At 30.6% G+C, this 20,823-nt stretch carries 30 protein-coding genes; 23 read left to right on the top strand and 7 right to left on the bottom strand.

Features of this window, described 5'->3' with window-relative positions; all coding sequences use genetic code 11:
• Positions 1–67 precede the first annotated feature (67 nt).
• The 10 genes from N4T77_RS02945 to N4T77_RS02900 all read left to right on the top strand — a co-directional run bounded on the left by N4T77_RS02945 (position 68) and on the right by N4T77_RS02900 (position 8,950).
• Positions 68–610: a class I SAM-dependent methyltransferase gene (locus N4T77_RS02945; protein ID WP_261670243.1), complete on the top strand. Its 543-nt coding sequence runs from the start codon at positions 68–70 to the stop codon at positions 608–610.
• 48 nt (positions 611–658) lie between these two features.
• Positions 659–823, top strand: coding sequence for a YpmA family protein (locus tag N4T77_RS02940; protein WP_261670242.1), 165 nt, complete (start codon positions 659–661; stop codon positions 821–823).
• Positions 824–921: 98 nt separating this feature from the next.
• A complete protein-coding gene (locus N4T77_RS02935; protein WP_261670382.1) occupies positions 922–1,800 on the top strand; it encodes a MurR/RpiR family transcriptional regulator in 879 nt (292 codons plus the stop codon).
• Positions 1,801–1,968: 168 nt separating this feature from the next.
• Positions 1,969–3,198 carry an NAD(P)/FAD-dependent oxidoreductase gene (locus tag N4T77_RS02930; protein ID WP_261670241.1) on the top strand — a complete coding sequence of 410 codons (1,230 nt, stop codon included), beginning with the start codon at positions 1,969–1,971 and terminating at the stop codon, positions 3,196–3,198.
• Positions 3,195–3,563: a chorismate mutase gene (gene aroH, locus N4T77_RS02925; protein WP_261670240.1), complete on the top strand. Its 369-nt coding sequence runs from the start codon at positions 3,195–3,197 to the stop codon at positions 3,561–3,563. The genes N4T77_RS02930 and aroH overlap by 4 nt, the downstream gene beginning before the upstream one ends.
• 86 nt (positions 3,564–3,649) lie before the next feature.
• A complete protein-coding gene (gene cmk, locus N4T77_RS02920) occupies positions 3,650–4,318 on the top strand; it encodes a (d)CMP kinase (RefSeq protein ID WP_261670239.1) in 669 nt (222 codons plus the stop codon).
• Positions 4,319–4,334: 16 nt separating this feature from the next.
• On the top strand, positions 4,335–6,248 hold the full coding sequence (locus N4T77_RS02915) for a bifunctional 4-hydroxy-3-methylbut-2-enyl diphosphate reductase/30S ribosomal protein S1 (RefSeq protein ID WP_261670238.1): 1,914 nt from the start codon (positions 4,335–4,337) through the stop codon (positions 6,246–6,248).
• Between the two features lie 219 nt (positions 6,249–6,467).
• A complete protein-coding gene (speD, locus tag N4T77_RS02910; RefSeq protein ID WP_261670237.1) occupies positions 6,468–6,848 on the top strand; it encodes an adenosylmethionine decarboxylase in 381 nt (126 codons plus the stop codon).
• Between the two features lie 89 nt (positions 6,849–6,937).
• Positions 6,938–7,990: a CotS family spore coat protein gene (locus tag N4T77_RS02905; protein ID WP_261670236.1), complete on the top strand. Its 1,053-nt coding sequence runs from the start codon at positions 6,938–6,940 to the stop codon at positions 7,988–7,990.
• Between the two features lie 81 nt (positions 7,991–8,071).
• Positions 8,072–8,950, top strand: a complete 879-nt coding sequence (locus tag N4T77_RS02900; RefSeq protein ID WP_261670235.1) for an N-acetyltransferase — start codon at positions 8,072–8,074, stop codon at positions 8,948–8,950.
• Positions 8,951–9,127: 177 nt separating this feature from the next.
• On the opposite strand, the gene N4T77_RS02895 is transcribed toward N4T77_RS02900, so the two are convergent.
• The 5 genes from N4T77_RS02895 to N4T77_RS02875 all read right to left on the bottom strand — a co-directional run bounded on the left by N4T77_RS02895 (position 9,128) and on the right by N4T77_RS02875 (position 14,171).
• Positions 9,128–9,286 carry a hypothetical protein gene (locus N4T77_RS02895; protein WP_261670234.1) on the bottom strand — a complete coding sequence of 53 codons (159 nt, stop codon included), beginning with the start codon at positions 9,284–9,286 and terminating at the stop codon, positions 9,128–9,130.
• Between the two features lie 69 nt (positions 9,287–9,355).
• A complete protein-coding gene (locus N4T77_RS02890) occupies positions 9,356–10,540 on the bottom strand; it encodes a PLP-dependent aminotransferase family protein (protein WP_261670233.1) in 1,185 nt (394 codons plus the stop codon).
• A 696-nt stretch (positions 10,541–11,236) separates the two neighbouring features.
• Entirely contained in the window at positions 11,237–12,913 is a 1,677-nt protein-coding gene (locus N4T77_RS02885; protein WP_261670232.1) for a recombinase family protein, read from the bottom strand.
• Positions 12,914–12,988: 75 nt separating this feature from the next.
• Complete coding sequence (locus N4T77_RS02880) at positions 12,989–13,570, bottom strand: Uma2 family endonuclease (protein WP_261670231.1); 582 nt, start codon at positions 13,568–13,570, stop codon at positions 12,989–12,991.
• A 16-nt stretch (positions 13,571–13,586) separates the two neighbouring features.
• Positions 13,587–14,171 carry a helix-turn-helix domain-containing protein gene (locus tag N4T77_RS02875; RefSeq protein WP_261670230.1) on the bottom strand — a complete coding sequence of 195 codons (585 nt, stop codon included), beginning with the start codon at positions 14,169–14,171 and terminating at the stop codon, positions 13,587–13,589.
• A 147-nt stretch (positions 14,172–14,318) separates the two neighbouring features.
• On the opposite strand from N4T77_RS02875, the gene N4T77_RS02870 reads away from it, so the two are divergent.
• Positions 14,319–14,477 carry a hypothetical protein gene (locus tag N4T77_RS02870; protein ID WP_261670229.1) on the top strand — a complete coding sequence of 53 codons (159 nt, stop codon included), beginning with the start codon at positions 14,319–14,321 and terminating at the stop codon, positions 14,475–14,477.
• Positions 14,478–14,527: 50 nt separating this feature from the next.
• Positions 14,528–14,710 carry a hypothetical protein gene (locus tag N4T77_RS02865; RefSeq protein WP_261670228.1) on the top strand — a complete coding sequence of 61 codons (183 nt, stop codon included), beginning with the start codon at positions 14,528–14,530 and terminating at the stop codon, positions 14,708–14,710.
• Here N4T77_RS02865 and N4T77_RS02860 read toward each other — a convergent pair.
• Complete coding sequence (locus N4T77_RS02860) at positions 14,700–14,870, bottom strand: hypothetical protein (RefSeq protein ID WP_261670227.1); 171 nt, start codon at positions 14,868–14,870, stop codon at positions 14,700–14,702. The two genes, N4T77_RS02865 and N4T77_RS02860, sit on opposite strands and share 11 nt — an antisense overlap.
• A gap of 104 nt (positions 14,871–14,974) precedes the next feature.
• Here N4T77_RS02860 and N4T77_RS02855 point away from each other — a divergent pair, with 104 nt between their 5' ends.
• The 4 genes from N4T77_RS02855 to N4T77_RS02840 are packed head-to-tail and all read left to right on the top strand — an operon-like array spanning position 14,975 to position 15,819.
• A complete protein-coding gene (locus tag N4T77_RS02855) occupies positions 14,975–15,130 on the top strand; it encodes a hypothetical protein (RefSeq protein ID WP_261670226.1) in 156 nt (51 codons plus the stop codon).
• A 10-nt stretch (positions 15,131–15,140) separates the two neighbouring features.
• Positions 15,141–15,338, top strand: coding sequence for a hypothetical protein (locus N4T77_RS02850; RefSeq protein WP_261670225.1), 198 nt, complete (start codon positions 15,141–15,143; stop codon positions 15,336–15,338).
• Positions 15,339–15,371: 33 nt separating this feature from the next.
• Positions 15,372–15,605 (top strand): hypothetical protein, encoded by a 234-nt coding sequence (locus tag N4T77_RS02845; RefSeq protein WP_261670224.1) that lies wholly within the window; start codon positions 15,372–15,374, stop codon positions 15,603–15,605.
• Between the two features lie 55 nt (positions 15,606–15,660).
• Positions 15,661–15,819 carry a hypothetical protein gene (locus N4T77_RS02840; protein WP_261670223.1) on the top strand — a complete coding sequence of 53 codons (159 nt, stop codon included), beginning with the start codon at positions 15,661–15,663 and terminating at the stop codon, positions 15,817–15,819.
• On the opposite strand, the gene N4T77_RS02835 is transcribed toward N4T77_RS02840, so the two are convergent.
• Positions 15,816–16,391, bottom strand: a complete 576-nt coding sequence (locus tag N4T77_RS02835) for a hypothetical protein (protein WP_261670222.1) — start codon at positions 16,389–16,391, stop codon at positions 15,816–15,818. The genes N4T77_RS02840 and N4T77_RS02835 overlap by 4 nt on opposite strands.
• An 83-nt stretch (positions 16,392–16,474) precedes the next feature.
• Between N4T77_RS02835 and N4T77_RS02830 the strand changes: the two genes are divergently transcribed.
• The 7 genes from N4T77_RS02830 (at position 16,475) to N4T77_RS02800 (ending at position 20,819) form a co-directional block, all read left to right on the top strand.
• The gene (locus tag N4T77_RS02830) at positions 16,475–16,651 is read left to right on the top strand and encodes a hypothetical protein (RefSeq protein ID WP_261670221.1); all 177 of its coding nucleotides are present in this window, start codon (positions 16,475–16,477) and stop codon (positions 16,649–16,651) included.
• Between the two features lie 154 nt (positions 16,652–16,805).
• Positions 16,806–16,964, top strand: coding sequence for a Spo0E family sporulation regulatory protein-aspartic acid phosphatase (locus N4T77_RS02825; protein ID WP_261670220.1), 159 nt, complete (start codon positions 16,806–16,808; stop codon positions 16,962–16,964).
• A gap of 17 nt (positions 16,965–16,981) precedes the next feature.
• Entirely contained in the window at positions 16,982–17,146 is a 165-nt protein-coding gene (locus tag N4T77_RS02820; RefSeq protein WP_261670219.1) for a DUF6906 family protein, read from the top strand.
• A 386-nt stretch (positions 17,147–17,532) separates the two neighbouring features.
• Positions 17,533–18,348 (top strand): hypothetical protein, encoded by an 816-nt coding sequence (locus tag N4T77_RS02815; RefSeq protein ID WP_261670218.1) that lies wholly within the window; start codon positions 17,533–17,535, stop codon positions 18,346–18,348.
• Between the two features lie 63 nt (positions 18,349–18,411).
• Complete coding sequence (locus tag N4T77_RS02810) at positions 18,412–18,801, top strand: VRR-NUC domain-containing protein (RefSeq protein WP_261670217.1); 390 nt, start codon at positions 18,412–18,414, stop codon at positions 18,799–18,801.
• A gap of 92 nt (positions 18,802–18,893) precedes the next feature.
• The gene (locus N4T77_RS02805) at positions 18,894–19,280 is read left to right on the top strand and encodes a PcfK-like family protein (RefSeq protein WP_261670216.1); all 387 of its coding nucleotides are present in this window, start codon (positions 18,894–18,896) and stop codon (positions 19,278–19,280) included.
• 15 nt (positions 19,281–19,295) lie between these two features.
• Positions 19,296–20,819 (top strand): PcfJ domain-containing protein, encoded by a 1,524-nt coding sequence (locus tag N4T77_RS02800; RefSeq protein ID WP_261670215.1) that lies wholly within the window; start codon positions 19,296–19,298, stop codon positions 20,817–20,819.
• Positions 20,820–20,823: the final 4 nt, after the last annotated feature.

The raw sequence follows: 20,823 nt of genomic DNA, 5'->3' as shown, positions 1-20,823 counted from the left end.
AGACTTAATAAGGAACCCTATGTAAAATGTAAGAGTAAAACAAACTACGTATTAAAAGGAGAAGACAATGTACAAATATGTTACGGATGTCAATAAACTTTCACATCATATAATAAAGGAATTCTGTAATAAATTTGATATAGCAATTGATGCTACCTTAGGTAATGGGCATGATACTGATTTTTTGAGTGAGATTTTTGGTAAAGTTTATTCTTTTGAAATTCAAACAAGTGCAGTAAGAGCCTATAAAGAGAAAAATAAAAACAATGTAATTGTAATAGAAGATTCTCATGAGGAGATAAAAAAATACATAAAGGAAAATGTAGATTGTGTAATGTATAATCTAGGTTTTTTACCTGGAGGCAATAAAGATATTACTACAAAAAGCAATTCAACTATAAATAGCCTAAAAGAAAGTATAGATTTATTAAATTCTGGTGGAATAATCACCATTGCATTATATAGAGGTCATGAAGAAGGCAAAAGAGAGGAAACAGCTGTATTAGATTTTGTTGAAAATCTTCCTAAAGAAGTCTTTGGGGTAATGCTCCATTCCTATGTTAACAGATTAAACAATCCGCCATACTTAATAGTTATTGAAAAAAAATAAATGGGAGGTGAACTTTTATCAAACCTTTACTAGTTTGATAAAAAAGTTATGAAAGATAAATTAGAATTAATAGCATCAAAGGAATTTAATTACTACGAAGAAATGTATAAGGTAGTTGATTTCTTAAATAAAAATTTAAGTGAAAAAGACCTTGTGTTTGGTATAACAGAAAAGGATGATAAACATATAATAAATATTTATAAAGAAAAATAACAAACAATTGAATGACATATTGAAACTTTGTTCAATAGATGTTAAAATGAAATAAATATTGCAAATGTATGGGGAAAAGAGAAAGGATTGAGAATATTATGGAAGATGGGAATAATAAACAAGATTTAATGAGAACCATTCAGGTTAAGTTTCCGCGTCTTAGTAAGGGACAAAAGTTAATAGCTGAGTACATTTTAAAACACTATGATAAAGCAGCTTTCATGACCGCTGCTAAGCTAGGTATTAGTGTAGGAGTTAGTGAATCTACTGTAGTAAGATTTGCAAACGAATTAGGTTTCAGTGGATATCCAAAACTACAAAAGGCTTTGCAAGAACTAATTAAAAACAAACTTACTACGGTTCAAAGAATAGAATTGTCAAATGATTTTGTCAGTGAAGAAAGTGCTTTAAAAGGCGTATTAAAGTCGGACATGGAGAATATAAGGTCAACCTTGGAGAAAATAAACCATAAGACTTTTGAAGACGTAGTAAACGGTATCTTTAGCGCTAAAAAAATATATATAATAGGTCTTAGAAGTTCTACTGCACTTGCAGAGTTTCTAGGATTTTATTTAAATCTTATTTTGGACAACGTTAAGATTGTCAGCTATGGAATTAGCGATATCTTTGAACAAATGATTAATGTTACGGAAGACGACTTAGTTATAGGTATTGGTTTCCCACGTTATGCTGCTAGAACTATAGAAGCGTTAACCTTTGCTCAAAGCAGAGGTGCAAAGGTTGTTGCTATAACTGATAGCCTTTTATCACCACTTGCTGCAAGAGCTGATTATACATTAATAGCACAAAGTAACATGGCTTCTTTTGTTGATTCACTAGTTGCTCCACTTAGTGTAATTAATGCTTTAATTATTGCAGTTGGTTTGAGAGAGAAAGAAAAGATATCTACTACCTTTACAAACTTAGAAGGCATATGGGAAGAGTATCAGGTATATTCCTTTAAGGAGTCTGATTAAAAAGGAGTGGGATAACCCCTTTCCTTTTGGTCAATATATGAAAATGGATATAGGAACGAAGCCACAGGCTTCGTTTTTTAATTTTAAATAAATATTGAATAAATTAATCTATTATATTACTATAATATAGATATGAAAGAAGGATTAACAATATAGGGTGGTGACTTCATGGCAACAGTAGTAGTAATCGGCGGGGGACCCGCTGGTATGATGGCAGCAATAACCGCTGCTGACAAACATAAAACAATACTAATCGAGAAAAACGACAAGCTAGGTAAAAAAATGTTCATTACAGGAAAAGGTAGATGTAATGTAACTAATAAAAAGGATATTAATGATTTTTTTGATTATATTCCTGGAAATCCTCATTTTTTATATAGCTCTCTATATACCTTTACAAATGAAGATGCTATTAACTTTTTTGAAAGACTAGGTGTTAAATTAAAAGTAGAAAGAGGGGACAGAGTTTTTCCTCAATCAGATAAGTCTTCTGACATAATAAGTGCATTGCAAAAAGAGCTTGTTAGAAAAGGTGTTACTGTAAAACTAGGTTCTAAGGTAAAAAAACTTATAGATGAAGATGGAGTTATAAAGGAAGTTCAGTTGGAAGACAACTCCACAATAAAAGGAGATTATTTTATATTATGTACAGGAGGAATGTCATATCCTCAAACAGGCTCCAGTGGAGAGGGTCATAAGTTTGCAGAAATATTAGGACATAATATAACAAATATAACTCCGGCTCTTGTGCCTATAGAAGTAAAGGAAAGTTGGATAAAGGAACTTCAAGGATTATCACTTAAAAATGTTCAATTACGAATAATAGATAGTAAAAACAAAACACTATATGAAGACTTTGGTGAAATGTTATTTACTCACTTTGGTATATCAGGGCCAATTGTATTAAGTGGCAGTAGAGTTGTAAGTAAAAAAGAAAACTTAAAAGCTGTTATAAATTTAAAACCTGCATTATCCTCTGAGGAACTAGATAAACGGCTACAAAAGGATTTTGCTAAGTACATAAATAAGGATTTCAAGAACTCTTTAGTGGATCTTCTACCACAGAAGCTCATTGATGTAGTGGTTAGACTATCCGAAATAGAGGCAGAAAAAAAAGTAAACTCCATTACTAAGGAGGAAAGAAAGAATTTAGTCAATCTTATTCAAAACTTTACTTTGCAGATAAAGGGTTTAAGACCTATAGCTGAAGCAATTGTAACTGCTGGAGGAGTAAATATAAAAGAAATTGATCCTTCTACAATGGCTTCTAAAATAACAAGAAACTTATATTTTGCAGGAGAACTAATTGATGTAGACGCATTCACTGGTGGTTTTAATATACAAATAGCTTTGTCTACAGGATTTTTAGCAGGATTAAAGGTTGGTGAAAGTGAATGATAGCCTTGAGAGGAGCTACAACTGTATCAGAAAATTCTGTTGAAGAGATTAAAAAGTCAACAGTAGAGTTATTTAATGAAATGATAATGAGAAATGATATAGACCTAGATAAAATACTAACTATAGAGTTTTCTTGCACAAAAGACATAACTAAAGCTTATCCTGGAAAGTTTGTAAGGGAAGCTTTTAATGTTAAACATGCTGCTATTATGCATTTTAATGAGATGTACGTAGAAGGAGAGACAGATTCGTCTCTGCCTTTATGCATAAGAATTTTAATGTTGGTAGATGTAACTAAAATAGATAAAGAATTTGTATACTTAAAAAATGCTAAGAATTTAAGAAGTGACTTATTTAGTAAATGATATCGTAAAATAAAGGATTTTATCTTTTTTTATAGAATATATTCTTATACAAAATTCTTACAATTTAGAAAGGCGGAGTGAAATTTTTGAATATATCTGTGGCAATTGACGGACCTGCTGGAGCAGGAAAAAGTACTATAGCTAATATTATAGCTAATAGATTTAATTTAATGTACATTAATACAGGTTCAATGTATAGGGCAGTAGCTTTAATGTGTATGCGAAGAGGAATTTCCTATACAGAAGTAGAAGCTGTTTGTAACCTTACTAATTCTCTAACTATGTACTTCGTTGGTGATAAGTTAGTAGTAAATGAAGAGGATGTAAGCGAAGAAATAAGGCTTCCAAAAGTAAGTAATAATGTATCTAATTTTGCAGCTATTGCTGAAGTGAGAGAAATACTTGTTAGACTTCAGCAAGAGATGGCTTCTAAATATAATGTAATTATGGATGGAAGAGATATAGGAACGGTAGTCCTTAAAAATGCTCCACTAAAGTTTTTCTTAACAGCCAGTGCACAAGAAAGAGCTAACAGAAGATGTAATGAGTTAAATGAAAAGGGTATTGCTGTAGAATACAATAATATTTTAGATGATATAATAAAGAGAGACTACATAGATTCCAATAGAGAAACAAATCCATTAAGAATGGCTGAGGATGCCATAAAGATAGATTCCTCAAAATTATGTATAGATGAAGTAGTAGATCTAATTTCATCTTATATTAGAGAGTATATAAATAAATATAAACAATAACTGAAGGTGAATATATATGAAAGTTACATTAGCAGATAAAGCTGGATTTTGTTTTGGAGTAAAAAGAGCGGTGGAAGAAGCTATTAATACGCAAAAAAAGTATAATAAGAAGATATATACCTTAGGACCGTTAATACATAATAATGATGTTGTAACCTACTTGAAAGAAAATAACATATACCCTATTGAGATGGATGGCTTATCTAACTTAAGTAAAGAAGACGTAGTTATTATACGTTCTCATGGTGTCTCAGAGAGAACAATTAAGTTTCTAGAGGAAAAAGGAATAACTGTAGTTAATGCTACCTGCCCATATGTATCTAATATACAGAAGAAGGTAAGAACCTACTATGAGCAGGGATATTCAGTGTTAATTGTAGGCGATGAAAATCATCCGGAGGTTATAGGTATAAATGGTTGGTGTGATGATAAGGCTATTATATCTAAGGATGGTTCTAACCTACAAAAGCTTCCTAACAAGTTATGTGTTGTATCTCAAACTACAGAAAAACAATCAAATTGGGAGAAGGTTTTAAACATTATTGTTAGAAGCTGTAAAGAGTTCATTGCCTTTAATACAATATGTAGTGCCACAGAATATAGACAAAAGTCTGCAGAAGATCTTTCCAAAAATGTAGATATGATGTTAGTAATAGGTGGACGTAATAGTTCCAATACTACAAAATTATATGAAATATGTAAATCAAATTGTTCTAACACTATACATGTTGAAAATTCAGGTGAAATACCTGACTCTATAATAAAAGCAAATAAGACTAAAAAAATAGGTATTACTGCAGGTGCATCAACACCTGATTGGATAATAAAGGAGGCTATTTTAAAAATGAGTGATAACAAGGATTTAGAAGTAAATGAACAATTGGCTTATATGGAGGAAAATGACAACAAGATAATAGTTGGACAGTTAATAAAAGGCAAAGTAATATTAGTTAACGAAAGAGAAGCTTTTTTAAATATAGGATATAAAGCAGATGGTATCCTTCCTAAAAATGAAGTGACTAAGGATGAAAATTTAGATTTAGCTCAGTTGGTTCAGGTTGGAAGTGAACTAGAAGTAAAAATTATAAAGAGAAAAAATGAAGATGGCTATGTAGTATTGTCCAGAATTGAAATCGAAAGAGAAAATGCCTATAAAGAGCTAAAAGAGTTAAAGGATAATAATGAGGTTCTAAAAGTAACGGTAAAAGATGCAGTAAATGGCGGATTAGTATCAAGTTATAAGGGAGTAAGAGTATTTATTCCTGCATCACATATAGAATTATTTCATGTAGACAATTTAAAGGAATATATAAATAAAGAGTTAGAAGTAAAAATAATTGAATTTAGTACTGAAAGAAACTCTACTAGAGTAGTAGCTTCTAGAAGAAACTTACTAAAAGTTGAGAAAGATAAAAAGGAAGAAGAAACTTGGAATGGTCTTGAAAAAGATACTATAGTAGATGGAGAAGTAAAAAGACTAACAGATTTTGGAGCTTTCATTGATGTTCAAGGTGTAGATGGACTACTTCATGTATCTGAAATGTCCTGGGGAAGAATACAGAAGCCTGGGGATATGCTAAATATAGGAGATAAATTAAAGGTATATATTTTAGATGTGGATAGTGAAAAGAAAAAACTATCGCTATCAATTAAGAAACTAATAGAAGATCCATGGAACAATGTAGAGGTTAAATATCCTGTTGGAAGTATAGTTTTAGGTAAAGTCGTTCGTTTTGCTAATTTTGGAGCTTTTATAGAGTTAGAGCCAGGAGTAGATGCTTTGGTACATATATCACAAATCAGCCATAAAAGAATAAACAAACCAGAGGAGATACTTAATATAGGACAAGAAATAAAAGCAAAGATACTAGATGTGAATAGAGAAAATAAAAAAATAGGATTGAGCATTAAAGAAGTAGAAGAGATGTAGAAATATGTAATATACTTAAGATAAATGCGTGTAATATCAAGTATAAAGCACGCATTTTTCTATGAATGTTTAACAAGATATGCAGAAATATAGAGATATACTTAAATATTCAGAGTTTTTATGTGTATTTTTAAAAAAATAGCGATATATCTTGACTTTTTGATTATTTTTGATAAAATTTAATTGTTATGATTTTAAGCAAGGGGGTAAATACGGACAATGAATGAATTAGGACGTCACATTTTAGCAGAAATTTACGGATGTAGTTCTGAAATATTAAACAACAAAGAGTATATAGAAAAAATAATGGTTGATTCTGCATTAAAAGCTGGTGCAGAGGTGAGGGAAGTAGCTTTTCATAAGTTTAGCCCTCAAGGAGTAAGTGGAGTTGTTATTATATCAGAATCACACTTAACGATTCATACTTGGCCAGAACTTGGATACGCTGCTGTAGACGTATTTACTTGTGGCGACAAGATAAACCCATGGGATGCATGCAATTATATGACGGAGAAATTTAATGCTAAGAATATGACTGCTACCGAAGTTAAAAGAGGTATCTTCGAACAACCTGTATCAGTCAAAGCGTCAAATATATAGGAGATCATCGTTTACGATGGTCTTTTATATTTGTAATAATTTCTACCTACAATAATATACTTTACTAGAGAACTAATGGAGGTAGTAATATGGAGGCTATAAGTAATAGATATCTAGGAGAGTTGTCTGAAAAGGAAAGAAAGACTATAGACAAAGTATTAGAACAGTATGACTTCCAGACCATTAGCTGTAGTAAAGTTAGAAGTGTATATAAGATCGAAACCACATCTGGAATCATTTGCTTAAAAAGAATTAAGCATGGAAGACATAAACCTAATAATGGCAGCATCTTAGTTCAGGAACTTATTGAAAGAAATTTTTACAATATAGCAAAGTATTATAAAACAAAGGATGGCAGAGTATATGTACGCTATAAAAAAATGCTATTTTATGTTACCGAATGGATAGACGGGGTAGAGTGTGATTTAAATAATATTGATGAAGCTTTAAACTGCGTAAAGCTACTAGCAGAATTTCATGTAGCTGCTAATAGCATAGATACAAGCAAACTTAGAGTAAAAAACAACCTAATAAATTGGCCTAAAAAATTTAATGCAAGTGTTCAGGATCTTGAAAAATTCCAACGAGTAATAGATAGAAAAAGAATAAAAAGTGAATTTGACTCAATTTACAGTAGTCATATAGATAGCTTCTATTACAGAGGAATGATATCTTTAAACTTTTTAAATACTTCTGATTATTACAGATTGTCAAAAGAAGCCAGCAAAAATAAATCTATCTGTCACGATAGCTTTTATTATCAAAACATCATTAAAAGGGACAGCAGCTACTATATAATAGATTTAGATAGTATAATGATTGATCTCCATGTAAATGACTTAGGTAAGCTCATACGGCGTCTAATGTTCAAGAAAAGCTATCAGTGGGATTTTGAAAAAGCTAGAAGATTAATAGATGCCTATGCCTCTGTAAATAAATTAAGCAAGAGTGAATTAGAAGTAATGCTAGCTTTAATTATTTTTCCTCACAAGTTTTGGAAGCTTGGTAAAAGAAGATATATAAAACATAAAGGATGGGATGAAGCTAAATATATGCGTAAGTTAACTAAGCTCATTAAATACAATGAATTACAAATAAAATTTCTGGAGGATTACTTATCTTTTCTTAAAGAATATCAGTAAAAAATTGACTTCTATGAGCTAAATAATTATACTTATATTTAATATAAATCTAATAATAATTTGCAGCGATGGGGAAAAAGTATGTTTGAATGTGTAGGATTAAATAAAACTAATTTTAATAAACTTTTAGACTTAAATAAGCTTAGACATAATTTTAACAATTTAAATGAAGACTTTATTAAAGTTTATAACAATAGTAACTTTGCTCAACGTATGTTATTAAGAAGAAGAGTGAAACTACTAATAAAAGATTCTAGATACATTGGATATATTTGGGCGGAAATGAATGATAAGAAAAATTGTTCTATAAAAGCACTTAATGTCTTATCATCCAATAATGCTGATATACTAGATTATAGTCCTTATAAAGCTTTAATCAATAACTTAAGAAAGAATACTTTAGTAAATTATTATTGTGAAAGTAATAACTTTAACTCTCAAATCTTAGAAAACATCGGTTTTACTCAAGGAGAAGGAACACTTATATTAGGCTTAAATGTTGAAGAAAACAAATTAGTGATGCCAGAGCACAGCCTGCAATTTGAAACTTTACAAGTGGGAGCAGATGAAGGAAAAAGGTGTCGTATCCAAAATGAAATTTTTAAAAATAATAATAGGTTACCACTGACTATAGATGATATTTATTTTGACGAGGCACAGAGCTATTATCTTGATAAGGGTGCTGTATTTTTAAAGAAGGATGGTCAATATGTTGGTTATGGACAAATAATAATAGAAGAAAATACACCTGTAATAGTTAACTTTGGAATATTAAAGGAACATAGAGGTAAGGGATATAGTAAAGTTTTTTTAAGTTATTTATTAAAAGTAATAAAGGATGCTGGATTTGACTTTGTAAAAATAAAGGTTAAGAATACTAATAATATAGCTTTAAATTTATATAAAAGAGTGGGTTTCCAGGTTATAGGAGAAATATACAATTGGGAACTAAAAAGATAAGCCCTTGGTTTGATGCCGAAGGCTTATCTTTTTTAAAGTTTGAGAACTACATCATTAAAATTATGTTTAGAACCCTCAAAAACCCCCAAACCTTAATTAAACATATAAGTTAGATTTATTTAAAATACATAAAAATGAGTTCTGTTTTTATATATTACTTAATTCTTGTGATAATTTTTATTTTATAATATTTTCAATGGGAATATGAAGTGCTTTAAACTCGAACATTGATTCATATTGAATTTGCTTAAAATAAGCTCTGTCTCCAATACAATCACATCTCATGGAATCCTTTTCTTTTTCAACTAATTGTTCTGAATTTTTAACATCGTACATACAAACTCCTCCTTTTAGGTATAGTTTAACCTAAAAGGAGGAGTTTAGTAGTTTTATTTATTTCCTGTATTAGTAAAATTTAGCAAGAACTTTTCCTAATCTCTTTATACCTTCAACTATTTTTTCTTCAGTCATGCATGAGTAATTCATTCTAAAGAAGTTTGGATGTCCTCCGTTAGGGAAGAATGAACCACCTGGAACATAAGCAACATTGTCTTTTAATGCTTCTTGTAATATTACAGCAGCATCAAGACCTTCTTTTAATTCTATCCAAGTAAATAATCCACCTGTTGGGAAAGTGTATTTTACATCTGCTGGGAAGTATTGTTTAATACTCTCTATCATAAGGTCTCTACGTTTTCCGTAAACTCCTCTAATGCTTTCTATGTGTTTTTCAAGATCATAAGTTTCCATAAATAATGCTGTTGCTCTTTGGTCAAGTGAGCTAGATTGAAGATCAGCACCTTGCTTAACAATTATATACTTTTCTAGTATTTGTGGTGCAGCACATACCCAGCCAATTCTTAATCCAGGGCAGAATGTTTTTGAGAAAGTTCCAAGGTATATTACCCAACCTTCTTTATCAAAACTCTTAATTGATGGGTGTCTTTCTCCATCAAATATTAAGTCGCCATATGGATTATCTTCTATTACTGGAATCTGATATTCAGCAGCAAGCTCAGCTATACGTTTTCTTCTATCATCTGACATAGTTCTTCCAGTTGGGTTTTGGAAATCTGGAATTGTATATATCATTTTAACGTCTGGATTTGCTTTTAATGCTTCTTCTAATAAATCAACTTTCATACCGTTATCATCCATAGGTATTTCTATGAATTGTGGTTGATATGCTTTAAATGCGTTTATTGCTCCTAAGTAGCTTGGGCTTTCGCATATTATTTTATCGCCCTCATTTATAAATACTCTAGCTGAGAACTCAAGTCCTTGTTGTGAACCTGATGTTATAGCTACTTCATCAGCTGTAACATTTACTCCAGCTGGAGCCATTCTTTGTTTAGCAATTATCTCTCTTAAAGGTTTAATACCTTCAGTAGAACCATATTGTAGTGCTAGTCTACCATCTTTTTCTAATACTTTTTGTATAATTTCCTCCATTTCCTTTACTGGAAATAATTCTGGTGCTGGTAATCCTCCAGCAAAAGAAATAATTTCTGGCATTTCAGCAAGCTTTAAAAGTTCTCTGATTTCTGATGCTTTTAAGCCATTAGCTCTTTCTGAAAAACGTACTTCCATAATAAAATCCCTCCGAAAATTATAATTATATTTTAAGGTCTTACAGTATATCTATTCTACAAAAACTCAAAATTTCCTTCTTATCTGTTATGTTAATGAAATTTGAAGCTTGAAAAGATATAAAAAAGTCATTATTCAGATAACTTTGCAAACCTTTTCAAATTCCAGTGAATTGATGTAGAATATCCTCTCCACTTATAATAATACAATTTTTTATTCAATATTTCAATGTTTAATTATATTTTTTATAGAATTTTAAATAAAAGTATTGTTATTTTTTAAACATTCATCAATTTATAGCCTCTAGTAAATGATTTTTATGATTTGTTGTATACCATTCCATATGAATCTTAAGTTCTAAGTTAAGAAAGTTAATAACCCATAACTTTCAGTATTAAATAAATTGCCTAAAAACAATAAAAAATAGATATTCATAAAAAAATATAGTATAATGTAGGATGTCAATATTATAATTTGAATTTAGAGTTATAATATTCATTTTCTATTTTATCTTCTACTGTTAAGGTAAACAGGGAGAGATAGAAAAATTAAAAAAATAAGTTGTATTAGTATGAGGTGAAGCAATTGTATAAAGAACTAGATATGAAAAAAACAAGTAAAAACTTTTTTATAGAAACCTGGGGTTGCCCGTTAGTGTAAATTAAGAAGGTGTAAAGAGTGTAGTAATACCAATGGTTAAGCCTTATATATAAACTTAACTATTAGTCCATTTTTAAAAGATATAGATAGTACTTGTCTATCACGAACAATTATTTTATCAATAATATCATTCATAAAATCCTTTATATTTTCTCTGCCAAATTTAATAATAATATCTTTGAAATTTATTTTATCATCCTTAGCAATAGAATTTAAGAGTATACAGTATTCATTTCTAATTATGAGATTTATTTGTTTGTTATTTTTTAGGTCCTTAGATTCTTCCATGGAAGTAAGTTTGTCATGTATTTCTTTGAGTTTTTCATTTATTTTATTTTTCTTTAAAATATAATCCTTTTCAGACATGCCAGCTTCATCAAAGAGAAATAGATCTTCGAGCCTGCTTAAAGCTCTTTCAAATTTTACTTTTTCTTTATTTAAATTCTCATATTCTAAATTAGTATCATTACTTTTATTTTCATCTTCTAATTTTGCGTTTAGAACTCTTTTACTAGGAATATTTAAAGCAGAGTGTATTTGGTCTATACATTCACTTTCTATGCCGTATACATCTTTAAAAGGGGTTCCTTTAAGAAGATTGGATTCAACCTCATTTACACTAATGCTCTTCTTATTTTTATAAATATTTAATAGGTTAATTATAAAATTAAAGACAAGTGTTCCAATAACTTTATCGCTGATGGTTTTTTGGGAACAGCCTAAGTGCTGATATCTGCCAGAGCATGTATAAAGAGAAGGTCTGAAACCATCAATATTAGGTTTATCCTGTTTAGCATAAAAGCTATTATTGCACTCACCACATTCAACTAATCCGGCAAAGATATGTATTTTAAAATTCTTCCTAAAGATTGCATTGTTTCTTTCTGCATTTCTATCCATTATTTTATTACAATCAGTCCACAGCTCCAATGGAATAATAGCTTCATGGTTATTGTCTATTAATACCCATTCCTTTTCATTCTTCTTTTTACCTCTGGCACTTTCTTTGTAGTTATACCTATAGGTACCTTTGTAAAAAGGGTTACGAATAATGTCGCTTATGGTTTTTGTGGTCCAGGTACCATCTCTTTTAGTTTTTACTCCTAATTCATTTAATATTTGAGTTAAAGCGGAAGTTGATTCTACCTCTAAGTATTTATTATAAATAAGTCTAACAGATTGAGCTTCCTCCTCATCAGGAACAGGGAATTTCTTTTCAGCATCCCATTTATAACCTAGAGGTACAGGAGCACCATTCCATAGTCCTTTTTCCGCTCTGGAAAGCATAACAGAGGTTACTCTTTCACCGGTAAGCTTCCTTTCAAGTTCTGCAAATACTAGGATTATTTTAAGCATAGCTTCACCCATAGCAGAGGAAGTGTCAAACTGTTCATTCTTACTTACAAATACAACTCCATACCTTTTTATCTCTTCATACATATCGCAAAAATTAAGTAGGTTCCTAGATATTCTATCTATTTTCCACACCAGAAGATGAGAAAACTCTTTAGCCCTTATTCTACTCATCATATCCTGGTATGCAGGCCTAGCTGTGTTTTTTCCACTATATCCAGCATCCTCGAATATTTCATAGTCGTCAATTCCAAGAATATATTTAGCATAGTTTATAAGATCCTGCCTTTGAAGCGGTAAAGAATCTTTATCTATTTGAAAATGAGTCGAAACTCTGACATATAATGCTGCTTTTTTCATTTTACAATTCCTTTCTTTTATTAAATTTTAAACCCCATGTTAGAACACATGAGGTTATTATCCTATTAAGAAGCTTTATAAAAGATTTAGTGAGTTAAAGTCTATTTCTAAATTATCATAGATGTTAACCTTAACTTTATCGCTAAAAGAATATACTTTAGGAGCATTATAACCATTGTCAGTTAAAGTATATACTAAAACATTTTTCTCCATGGGATTTACAATCCAATACTCCTTCACTTTAAATTGTTCATATAGGTTTAGCTTTCTTACATAATCATTACTAGGATTAAAAGGAGATATAACTTCAACTATCATATCAGGAGAACCAACACAGCCTTTATCAGTTAACTTATTTTTATCACATATAACTGATATATCTGGTTGAACAATATTTTTACTATAGGTAACATCTTCATCATCATTTTTCAAGATTACATCGAAAGGAGCGGGATAAATTTCACATTCTCCATTGTTAGATTGAATATAATTCTCTATTGATGTAGAAAGCTTTAAAATGATTTTCTGATGTATCCTGCTTGGAGCTGGTGACATTGCTAAGATTCTCCCATCTATAATCTCAATAGGTTCAGTATCTTTAAAGTTTAAGTAATCTTCATAGGTGTATATTTTATTGTCTATTGGATTTAAAGACATTAGCACATACCTCCTTTTAAGCTAATTTTTCGTCTTGCTGCTCTAAAGCTGATGATATTTTCCCTTTTTTGGTAGCTAGAAGTTCAGCGGTAAACGCCTCTACTTCTGCTCTTATGGAATCATCTAAGTATTCCCCAGACTCTTCAGCTACAATACTATATTTATATTCTTTAGTAGTTACTGTTTCTTCAGTATTCGTGGCTGCAGTTTCATCTTTAGCTACAGCATTAGCGAAGTTAATAGAAAATTCCGTTAGAGCTTCTCGTTGTTCTGGAGTAAGATTTAAATAAGTTTGGAAGAATTTCATATCTCTTGGATTGAGTTTATATTCTGAAGCTAGTTCATCCAGTATAGTAGAGTCATTTTCGATGAGTATAGGCTTAGTTCCATATCTTAACCAATCTTCATTGACTAAAAATTCACGGCAAATATCGTTTATAACTCTATCTGTCACATTTTTAGTCTTTTTTCTTTCAATGTCGGATAAAGAACCTTGTTTTAAACCCAGCTTTACAGACATTTCATTTTGCTTAATTTTAAGAATTTCTTCTCTTAAATAACGTATTCTGTCACGAATATCATCGAAACTATTTTCATTCATTTTATCACCCCCATCTATAAATGATGATTTAATTATAAAATAAATAAATCGGATTGTCTATATAAAAATTTAATAATCTATATTGACTTTATAGATTATCTATAATATAATATAGACAATCCGATAAATAAACAAGGAGGTGATAAGATGTCAGAAAATAAATCTTCATTTCAAAAGAAAAAAGCAGATGCAAAGGAAATGGCGGAAATATTCAGCAAGTTAACAGAAGAGCAGAAAAACACAATGTTTATTATGGCTATGGGATATGAGCTGTTAAATAATAAAACTTCAAAGCACCCAGCTTAGAGAAAGAAGGTGGTAAGGAATAGATATTAAGGTAGCGGAAGGGGGTGAAGATGGTGAAACCTGTATCAAAAGAAAATAGAGAAAAACTTGTTAATGTAGTAGATATTTTAATGGAAAACATTAAGCTCTTAGATGACTGGAATAAACAGAATAAGAAAACCGAGCCTGAACAATGTAGAAAAAATATAGAAACAATGTGTGAAGTAGCACAATTATTGAATGCTATTCTCTAACATCTAATTGCTCCATAAGTTTGTTGTAGAATGCGGCAACATTCTCAGCAACTTTTTCACTATACTCAACGTATGAGTCAAATTTACTTGTGTTAACAGTTATCAATTTGTTATTTATAGCAGCAAGTGTAAGTTCTTTAGCAATTTCTTCTTTACTCAATAGTATCACCTCCTATCACTAGAGGATGGTTCAGGCTCAAGAAGATTTTACCACATAAAGGACGAATACACAAAATACCAATTAGCGAGAAGGGCGATAATGATATGAATATTAGTTTTGAAGAAAAAGAATTAAATTGGATTAAAGAGCTTGTGGAAGATAGAGTTGCTGAAATGAAAGAGAACGGTGACTATGAAGTTTTCACTTATGATAAAGAAATATTTGAAAGTATTTTGTTAAAAATTCAAAACAATAATTAGGAGGGTAGCCATGGAATATAAGGAATACACTCGTAAAGAGCTTAGAGAAAACCCAGAAGCAAGAAGAGAGCGACTAGAGCAAACATGGAAATACCTAAATGAATATGGGATATATACAGATGAAGATGTAGAAAAGTATATAAAAGAAAACGCTCTGGATATAGGGATATTTACAATGCCATTTAAGCAGGAAGAAGCAGCAATTTAGGTTAGAATTTGAAAGCGGAAAGAGGTCATAAAGTTGTTTGAAAACACATTTGAATATAAATTTAACAATGTTGGGGAATGGCAGAAGCAAAGGTATTTTAGACTTGCTGAAAACTTTAAAGGCATAGAGTTATCTGATGAAGATAAAAGATACTTATTGTGGCTTTCAGGACATGATGTAGAGACAGAAAGAGTTTTTTCTAGTTTGTTTGATAGATTAAAAAAGGAAGTAGTTGCTCCTGAAGTACCATTTCAGGAGCAAGCATAATATTAAATAGTGCCCAAGTTAACCAGTAAATTTTACGAGAGAATAGGGTGATTAAATGTACTATTTGTTTAAACTAATCGGATTGAACCTAATTAATCTAGTAGTATATATTACACTTTGTACAGTATTAGGATTTAATGCGGTTGATGGTTTAGGAAAGTATTTAATAGTTTCTTGTGTTATATTTGCTGCTTTAATTGCAGTGGATGATTAAAATAACACTTTTAGTTTGGATATCACACTAGTAATAAAAGCAAAAGCAAAGGCTGTTGATAAAAGCAAAATAATTTTAGAAATTAAACTAAGAAAGAGTCTTGCTATTTCACTTATTAGAGTTTGTGTATCCTTAGGAAATTGCCTAGTGTTAATCTTATAAATAATTCCTCTGGTAGGTAAGAATAAGGACTTTCTTAGTTTTTCAAAGTCTTTATCAACTACAGAGCAAAAGGATTGATATTCTTCAAAAAAATTTTTATTTAATACGACATTAGCTTCAAGCTTTCTAAAAATATGTATTAAATTTGGGTTTATGAATTCATAATAAGAATCTATAAAAGAATTCATTTTTTCTACCAAAGTTAAGGCGAATTCATTTGAGATATCTTTATAAATATGTGGCTCAATTAGCTTAAATAATGGAAGGTACACATTTTGTAGTTGTTGTTTTTTAGCTTCCACTTTGCGTGGAGTTTGTAGGTTAAATCTTGCAACGCTATAGGTTATTACAATTGAGACTAAACCTGTTAGATTTTTAAATGTATCTGATTGTAGAAAATTAAAGTTCATTTAAAATTCACCCCTTTCAACAGAATTCTAGCATTAACTACAAGGGGGTACAAGAAGTTGATAGCTCTTAGGAGGTAACAGTTATGAATAAGATTAATGTTGTTACTGAAAATAAAAAATTAGAAGTTATGAATAAAGTTATAGATGTGATTATTGAAGGTTTTTCTCAGGAAGCTTCACAGCTTGATTTTATAGCTGATTTTCTTGAAGAAACAAAAGAGTCATTAGAGCCTATTTTAAAAATCAAAATGAAAGATTAATAGGGAATTTTTATAGAAGGCTGAATGAAGCCTTTTATAAAAAACTATTTTTCGGTGAAATGCAAATACTTCACAGTTTATTATACGCAGTTAAATTGAAAATAGAACAGATAAAGTGTAAAGGATTAGAAAGCTAAAAAAGGAGTGATTGGACATGCTTGAACAGTTAAGACAAGAACTCTATGTCATTATATGTCTTGATGAAGACTTATCCAATTTATCAAATCCAGTAAAGGTAGCTAAGAGCCAAGAGTTAGATTTAGAGATAAATAAAGAAATGTATAAAAAAATGTCAGCATTAAAAAATTCGTAGAAAAAGGAAGTGAAAACTTGAGAAGCGGTAAAAGACCAACAATGTATGAGAAGGTGTTATTAAAGGCACAGGGACATAACTCAGATGATTATTTAAGGATTAAGAGAGAAAATAAAAAATATACTTTCGTTCATAGAAGCACAGGAAAAATATTAACCATAGAAGATTTTAATAAGAGATAACTTTGGACAAGCAGGAGGATAACAATTAATTGATGTGATTATTATAAGCAGTAAAAGTAGTAAACAAAAACGCTTTACATATATCCGGCGAAGATAGATGTAAAGCGTTTTCCTAAAAGTTCATCGCTTTTAAAAAAATCCTATCTCCATTATATCAAATTAAAGCGGTGAAGGTCAATAAAATATGGACTTAAATCAATGCTTTTAGGGCTTGTATAGGGTATTAATATTATAACGATACTATTTAATTATATATATTATAAAATACTTATAATCTAAAAATATCTATAACTAGATAATAGAGATAGATATAAATATATAAAAGAATAGGATAGGTTATAAATTATATACTCCTTACTTGATAGAAGGGAGAAGAAGGAAAAGACATGAGGACTTTCACAAGGGAGAAAAAGATATATTGTGGAGATAACCATATAGAAGTAGATATATACACTTATACAAAGACTCAAGAAGAAGCAAGCAGAAGAGGTAAGAGATCTAAGAAGAGAAAAGAAAGTGAACCGAAGCAGAAGAACCTGAATGATAAAAATGCTAAAAGATATTTTATACAGCTTGTCAATACAAATTTTGATGAAAGAGACTTACATGTTACTGCAACATATAAGGACAAGTTCTTACCGGAAACGTTAGAAGAGGCTGAAAGAGAAATATCAAACTATTTACGTAGAATCAGCTATAGAAGGAAAAAAGAAGGCTTAGAACCTTTGAAGTATATACTTGTGACAGAATACATCACTGAAAAGGATGAAAAAAAGCCTGTAAGAATACATCATCACCTTTTTATGAATGGCGGTCTTGATAGAGATATCGTAGAAGAGCTTTGGTCTAAAAGAAAACAAAAGGGTCAAAAAAAAGGTGAAAGAATAGGTTATATAAATGCAGATAGACTACAGCCGGATGAAAATGGAGCTGAGGCTTTATGTAGATATCTTACAAAGTTCACTAATAGAAAAAAGCGATGGAGTTCATCACAGAATTTGAAAAAGCCTTATTCTCGAACTAATGATTATAGGTACAGCAAAAGAGAAGTTGAAAGAATATGTAAAGAAATGCCTGATAGAGCATATTGGGAAAAGAAATATCCTGGGTGGACTCTTACAAATGATTATTATGGGTTCAGACCTGAATATAACGACATAACAGGGTGGTCCATATATTTAAAATTGAGGAGACTAGAATGAAGATACACACAAATTACTAACAAGTTATACACAAGTTATCAACAAGAAGAAAGGAAGGGTATTATGGGAAAAAGTAAGCTGCCAGTACCAAGTGAAAGCGTAGAGCAAATATGTCTATTCAGATGGGCTATGTATGAAGAGGGAAAGTATCCAGAGTTAGCCCTTATGTATCATATCCCTAATGGAGGGAAGAGAAGCATTACTACAGCCAAAAGATTAAAAGCTGAAGGGGTAAAGGCAGGAGTGCCAGACATTCATCTGCCAGTAGCACGCAATGGCTTTTATGGACTATACATAGAGCTTAAAAAGAAAAAAGGTAACAGTACTACAGAAAATCAGGACCATTGGTTAGAAGCTTTAAATTCACAAGGGTATTACGCAGTAGTTTGCAGAGGATGGGAAGAAGCTTCAAAGACAATATTAAGCTATCTTGGAGATGGTAAGTTACTGTAAGGGTAGTCTATATAGTTAATGTTAGGACAAGCATATTAAGAAAGTTTATTAAGGAGCGGTAATTCTGCTTAAAAATAGAGAGGTGTAAAAGAATGATTGTTAAAGCAATTAATAAGTTAAAAACTGAAATGAATAAAGAAACTAAGGATCCTTATGTAAAAGCTATAGGAGAATTTTTACTACAGCATGTTAACAGATATCCAGCTGCAGCGGAAAAGATATTAGCTGAAGATAAGACAATTGCAAAAAGCATTAATGAGATGGCTAATGTTGCAAGAAAGAAAGCGGTTAATGGGAGAGCTATGCTTACGGACCAGGAAGGCTTTGAAATAGTATTAAAGTATTTTGGAATAAAGGATAATGTAGACAAAGCGGCTATAACTCCAGAGATAGAACCTTCTCATGCACCGGTAGAAAATATAGAACCGAAGCCTAAAAAAGATATAGATTTTGATGTGAGTTTAGAAGATTTTCTATAAGGTGAGGTGATTTAAATGTATGAGGAATATACCAGCCATATTTCTAAAGAAATAACGGAGAAAATAGAAAAGTTCGTTGATGATGAAGTGTTTGGAGAAAGGGAATATTTATTTATTGAAAAGGTAAATGGAATTTACCAAGGGCATTGTACTAAGTGTCATAAAGAATATGAGTTAAGTCAAAATTATAAGCATAATGCAAGTGGAATTTGCCCACAATGTGGAGCGAATTTACAGGTAAAGCAAAGCCGCTATGGTAGAAAAAACTGCAGGAATGATGCTTGTTTCTATTACTTTGAAAAATCCATAAAAAATCCTAGTGCTGTAGTTTGTAAGGGATATTATGTGTCAAGGGACTACACAGCAGATTATAAAAATCCAGTAACTGAATTCTTGCTTGAAGCAATTTATATCTTTGAAGATAAAAAGAGTAAAATGCTAAAGTTTAATAACAGTTATTTTCAAGGGGCAAGGTGGGACGAGAAAAAAAGCGTCTTTGACTTTAATCAAGGGTGGTTTGCTCCTAAAATGTGTTATATATCACGTGAAAGCATTGAAGAAGCCACAAAGGATACAAGGTTTCAATATATTCCTAAAGAGCTGCTTCAAGGCTACCATAGCACAGTAAAAGTATTTGATGAATTTACAAAATATCCGTGGTTAGAGCAGCTATACAAAATGGGATTTAAGGATATAGTTGAAACTAAAATAAAAGGCGGACAGATGCATAATTGCTTAAATTATAGAGGTAAAGACATATTTAAGGTGCTTAGATTACCTAGAAAAGATGTAAAGGACATTATAAATTCAAATAAAAATATAACACCTTTCTTTCTTAGTTTATATCAATTGCAGGTGAAAGATAAATCAATACTTTCTCCTAAAGAGGTTAAAGAGATAGAAATTGAATACCAATTTTATTTTGAAAAGCTGAAACATATTTTAAAATACACTTCAATGAGAAAGGCTGTTAAATATATTGAAAAACAGTATGAAAAATATAAAAAACATTATGTAGCTAAAGGCTCTGTAACTACTACATGGAGTGACTACATAGAAAACTGTATCGATTTAGAAATGGATTTAAATTCAGATCATGTTTTATACCCAAAGGATGTATATAAACTCCATCAAAATACAATGAAGCAAGTTAAAGTAAAAGCGGATAAAATATCAAATGAAAAAATATCTAGACGTGTAGGAGCATTAAATGAAAAATATTACTTTAAATATAAGGATTTAGTAATTAGAGCGGCTGAAGGTACAGAGGAATTAATATTAGAGGGCAAGACATTAAATCATTGTGTAGCAACTAACTATATTAAACCTTATGCAAAGGGAGAAACAAATATATTTCTTCTAAGGAAAATATCAGAACCTGATAAACCTTACTATACAGTAGAAATAAAAGATGATGAGATAAGGCAGGTTCATGGGAAAAGAAACTGCATGCCAGATGAGGAAGTTAAAATGTTTATTGAAGTTTTTAAAGCTGAAAAATTAGGTAAGAAAAAAATCAAAATATCAGTACCAGCATAGGAGG

Source organism: Clostridium sp. CX1 (genome assembly GCF_025398335.1).
In the GTDB taxonomy this organism is placed as follows: Bacteria; Bacillota; Clostridia; order Clostridiales; family Clostridiaceae; genus Clostridium_AM; species Clostridium_AM tanneri.
This window is presented reverse-complemented; position numbering and strand designations above follow the sequence as displayed.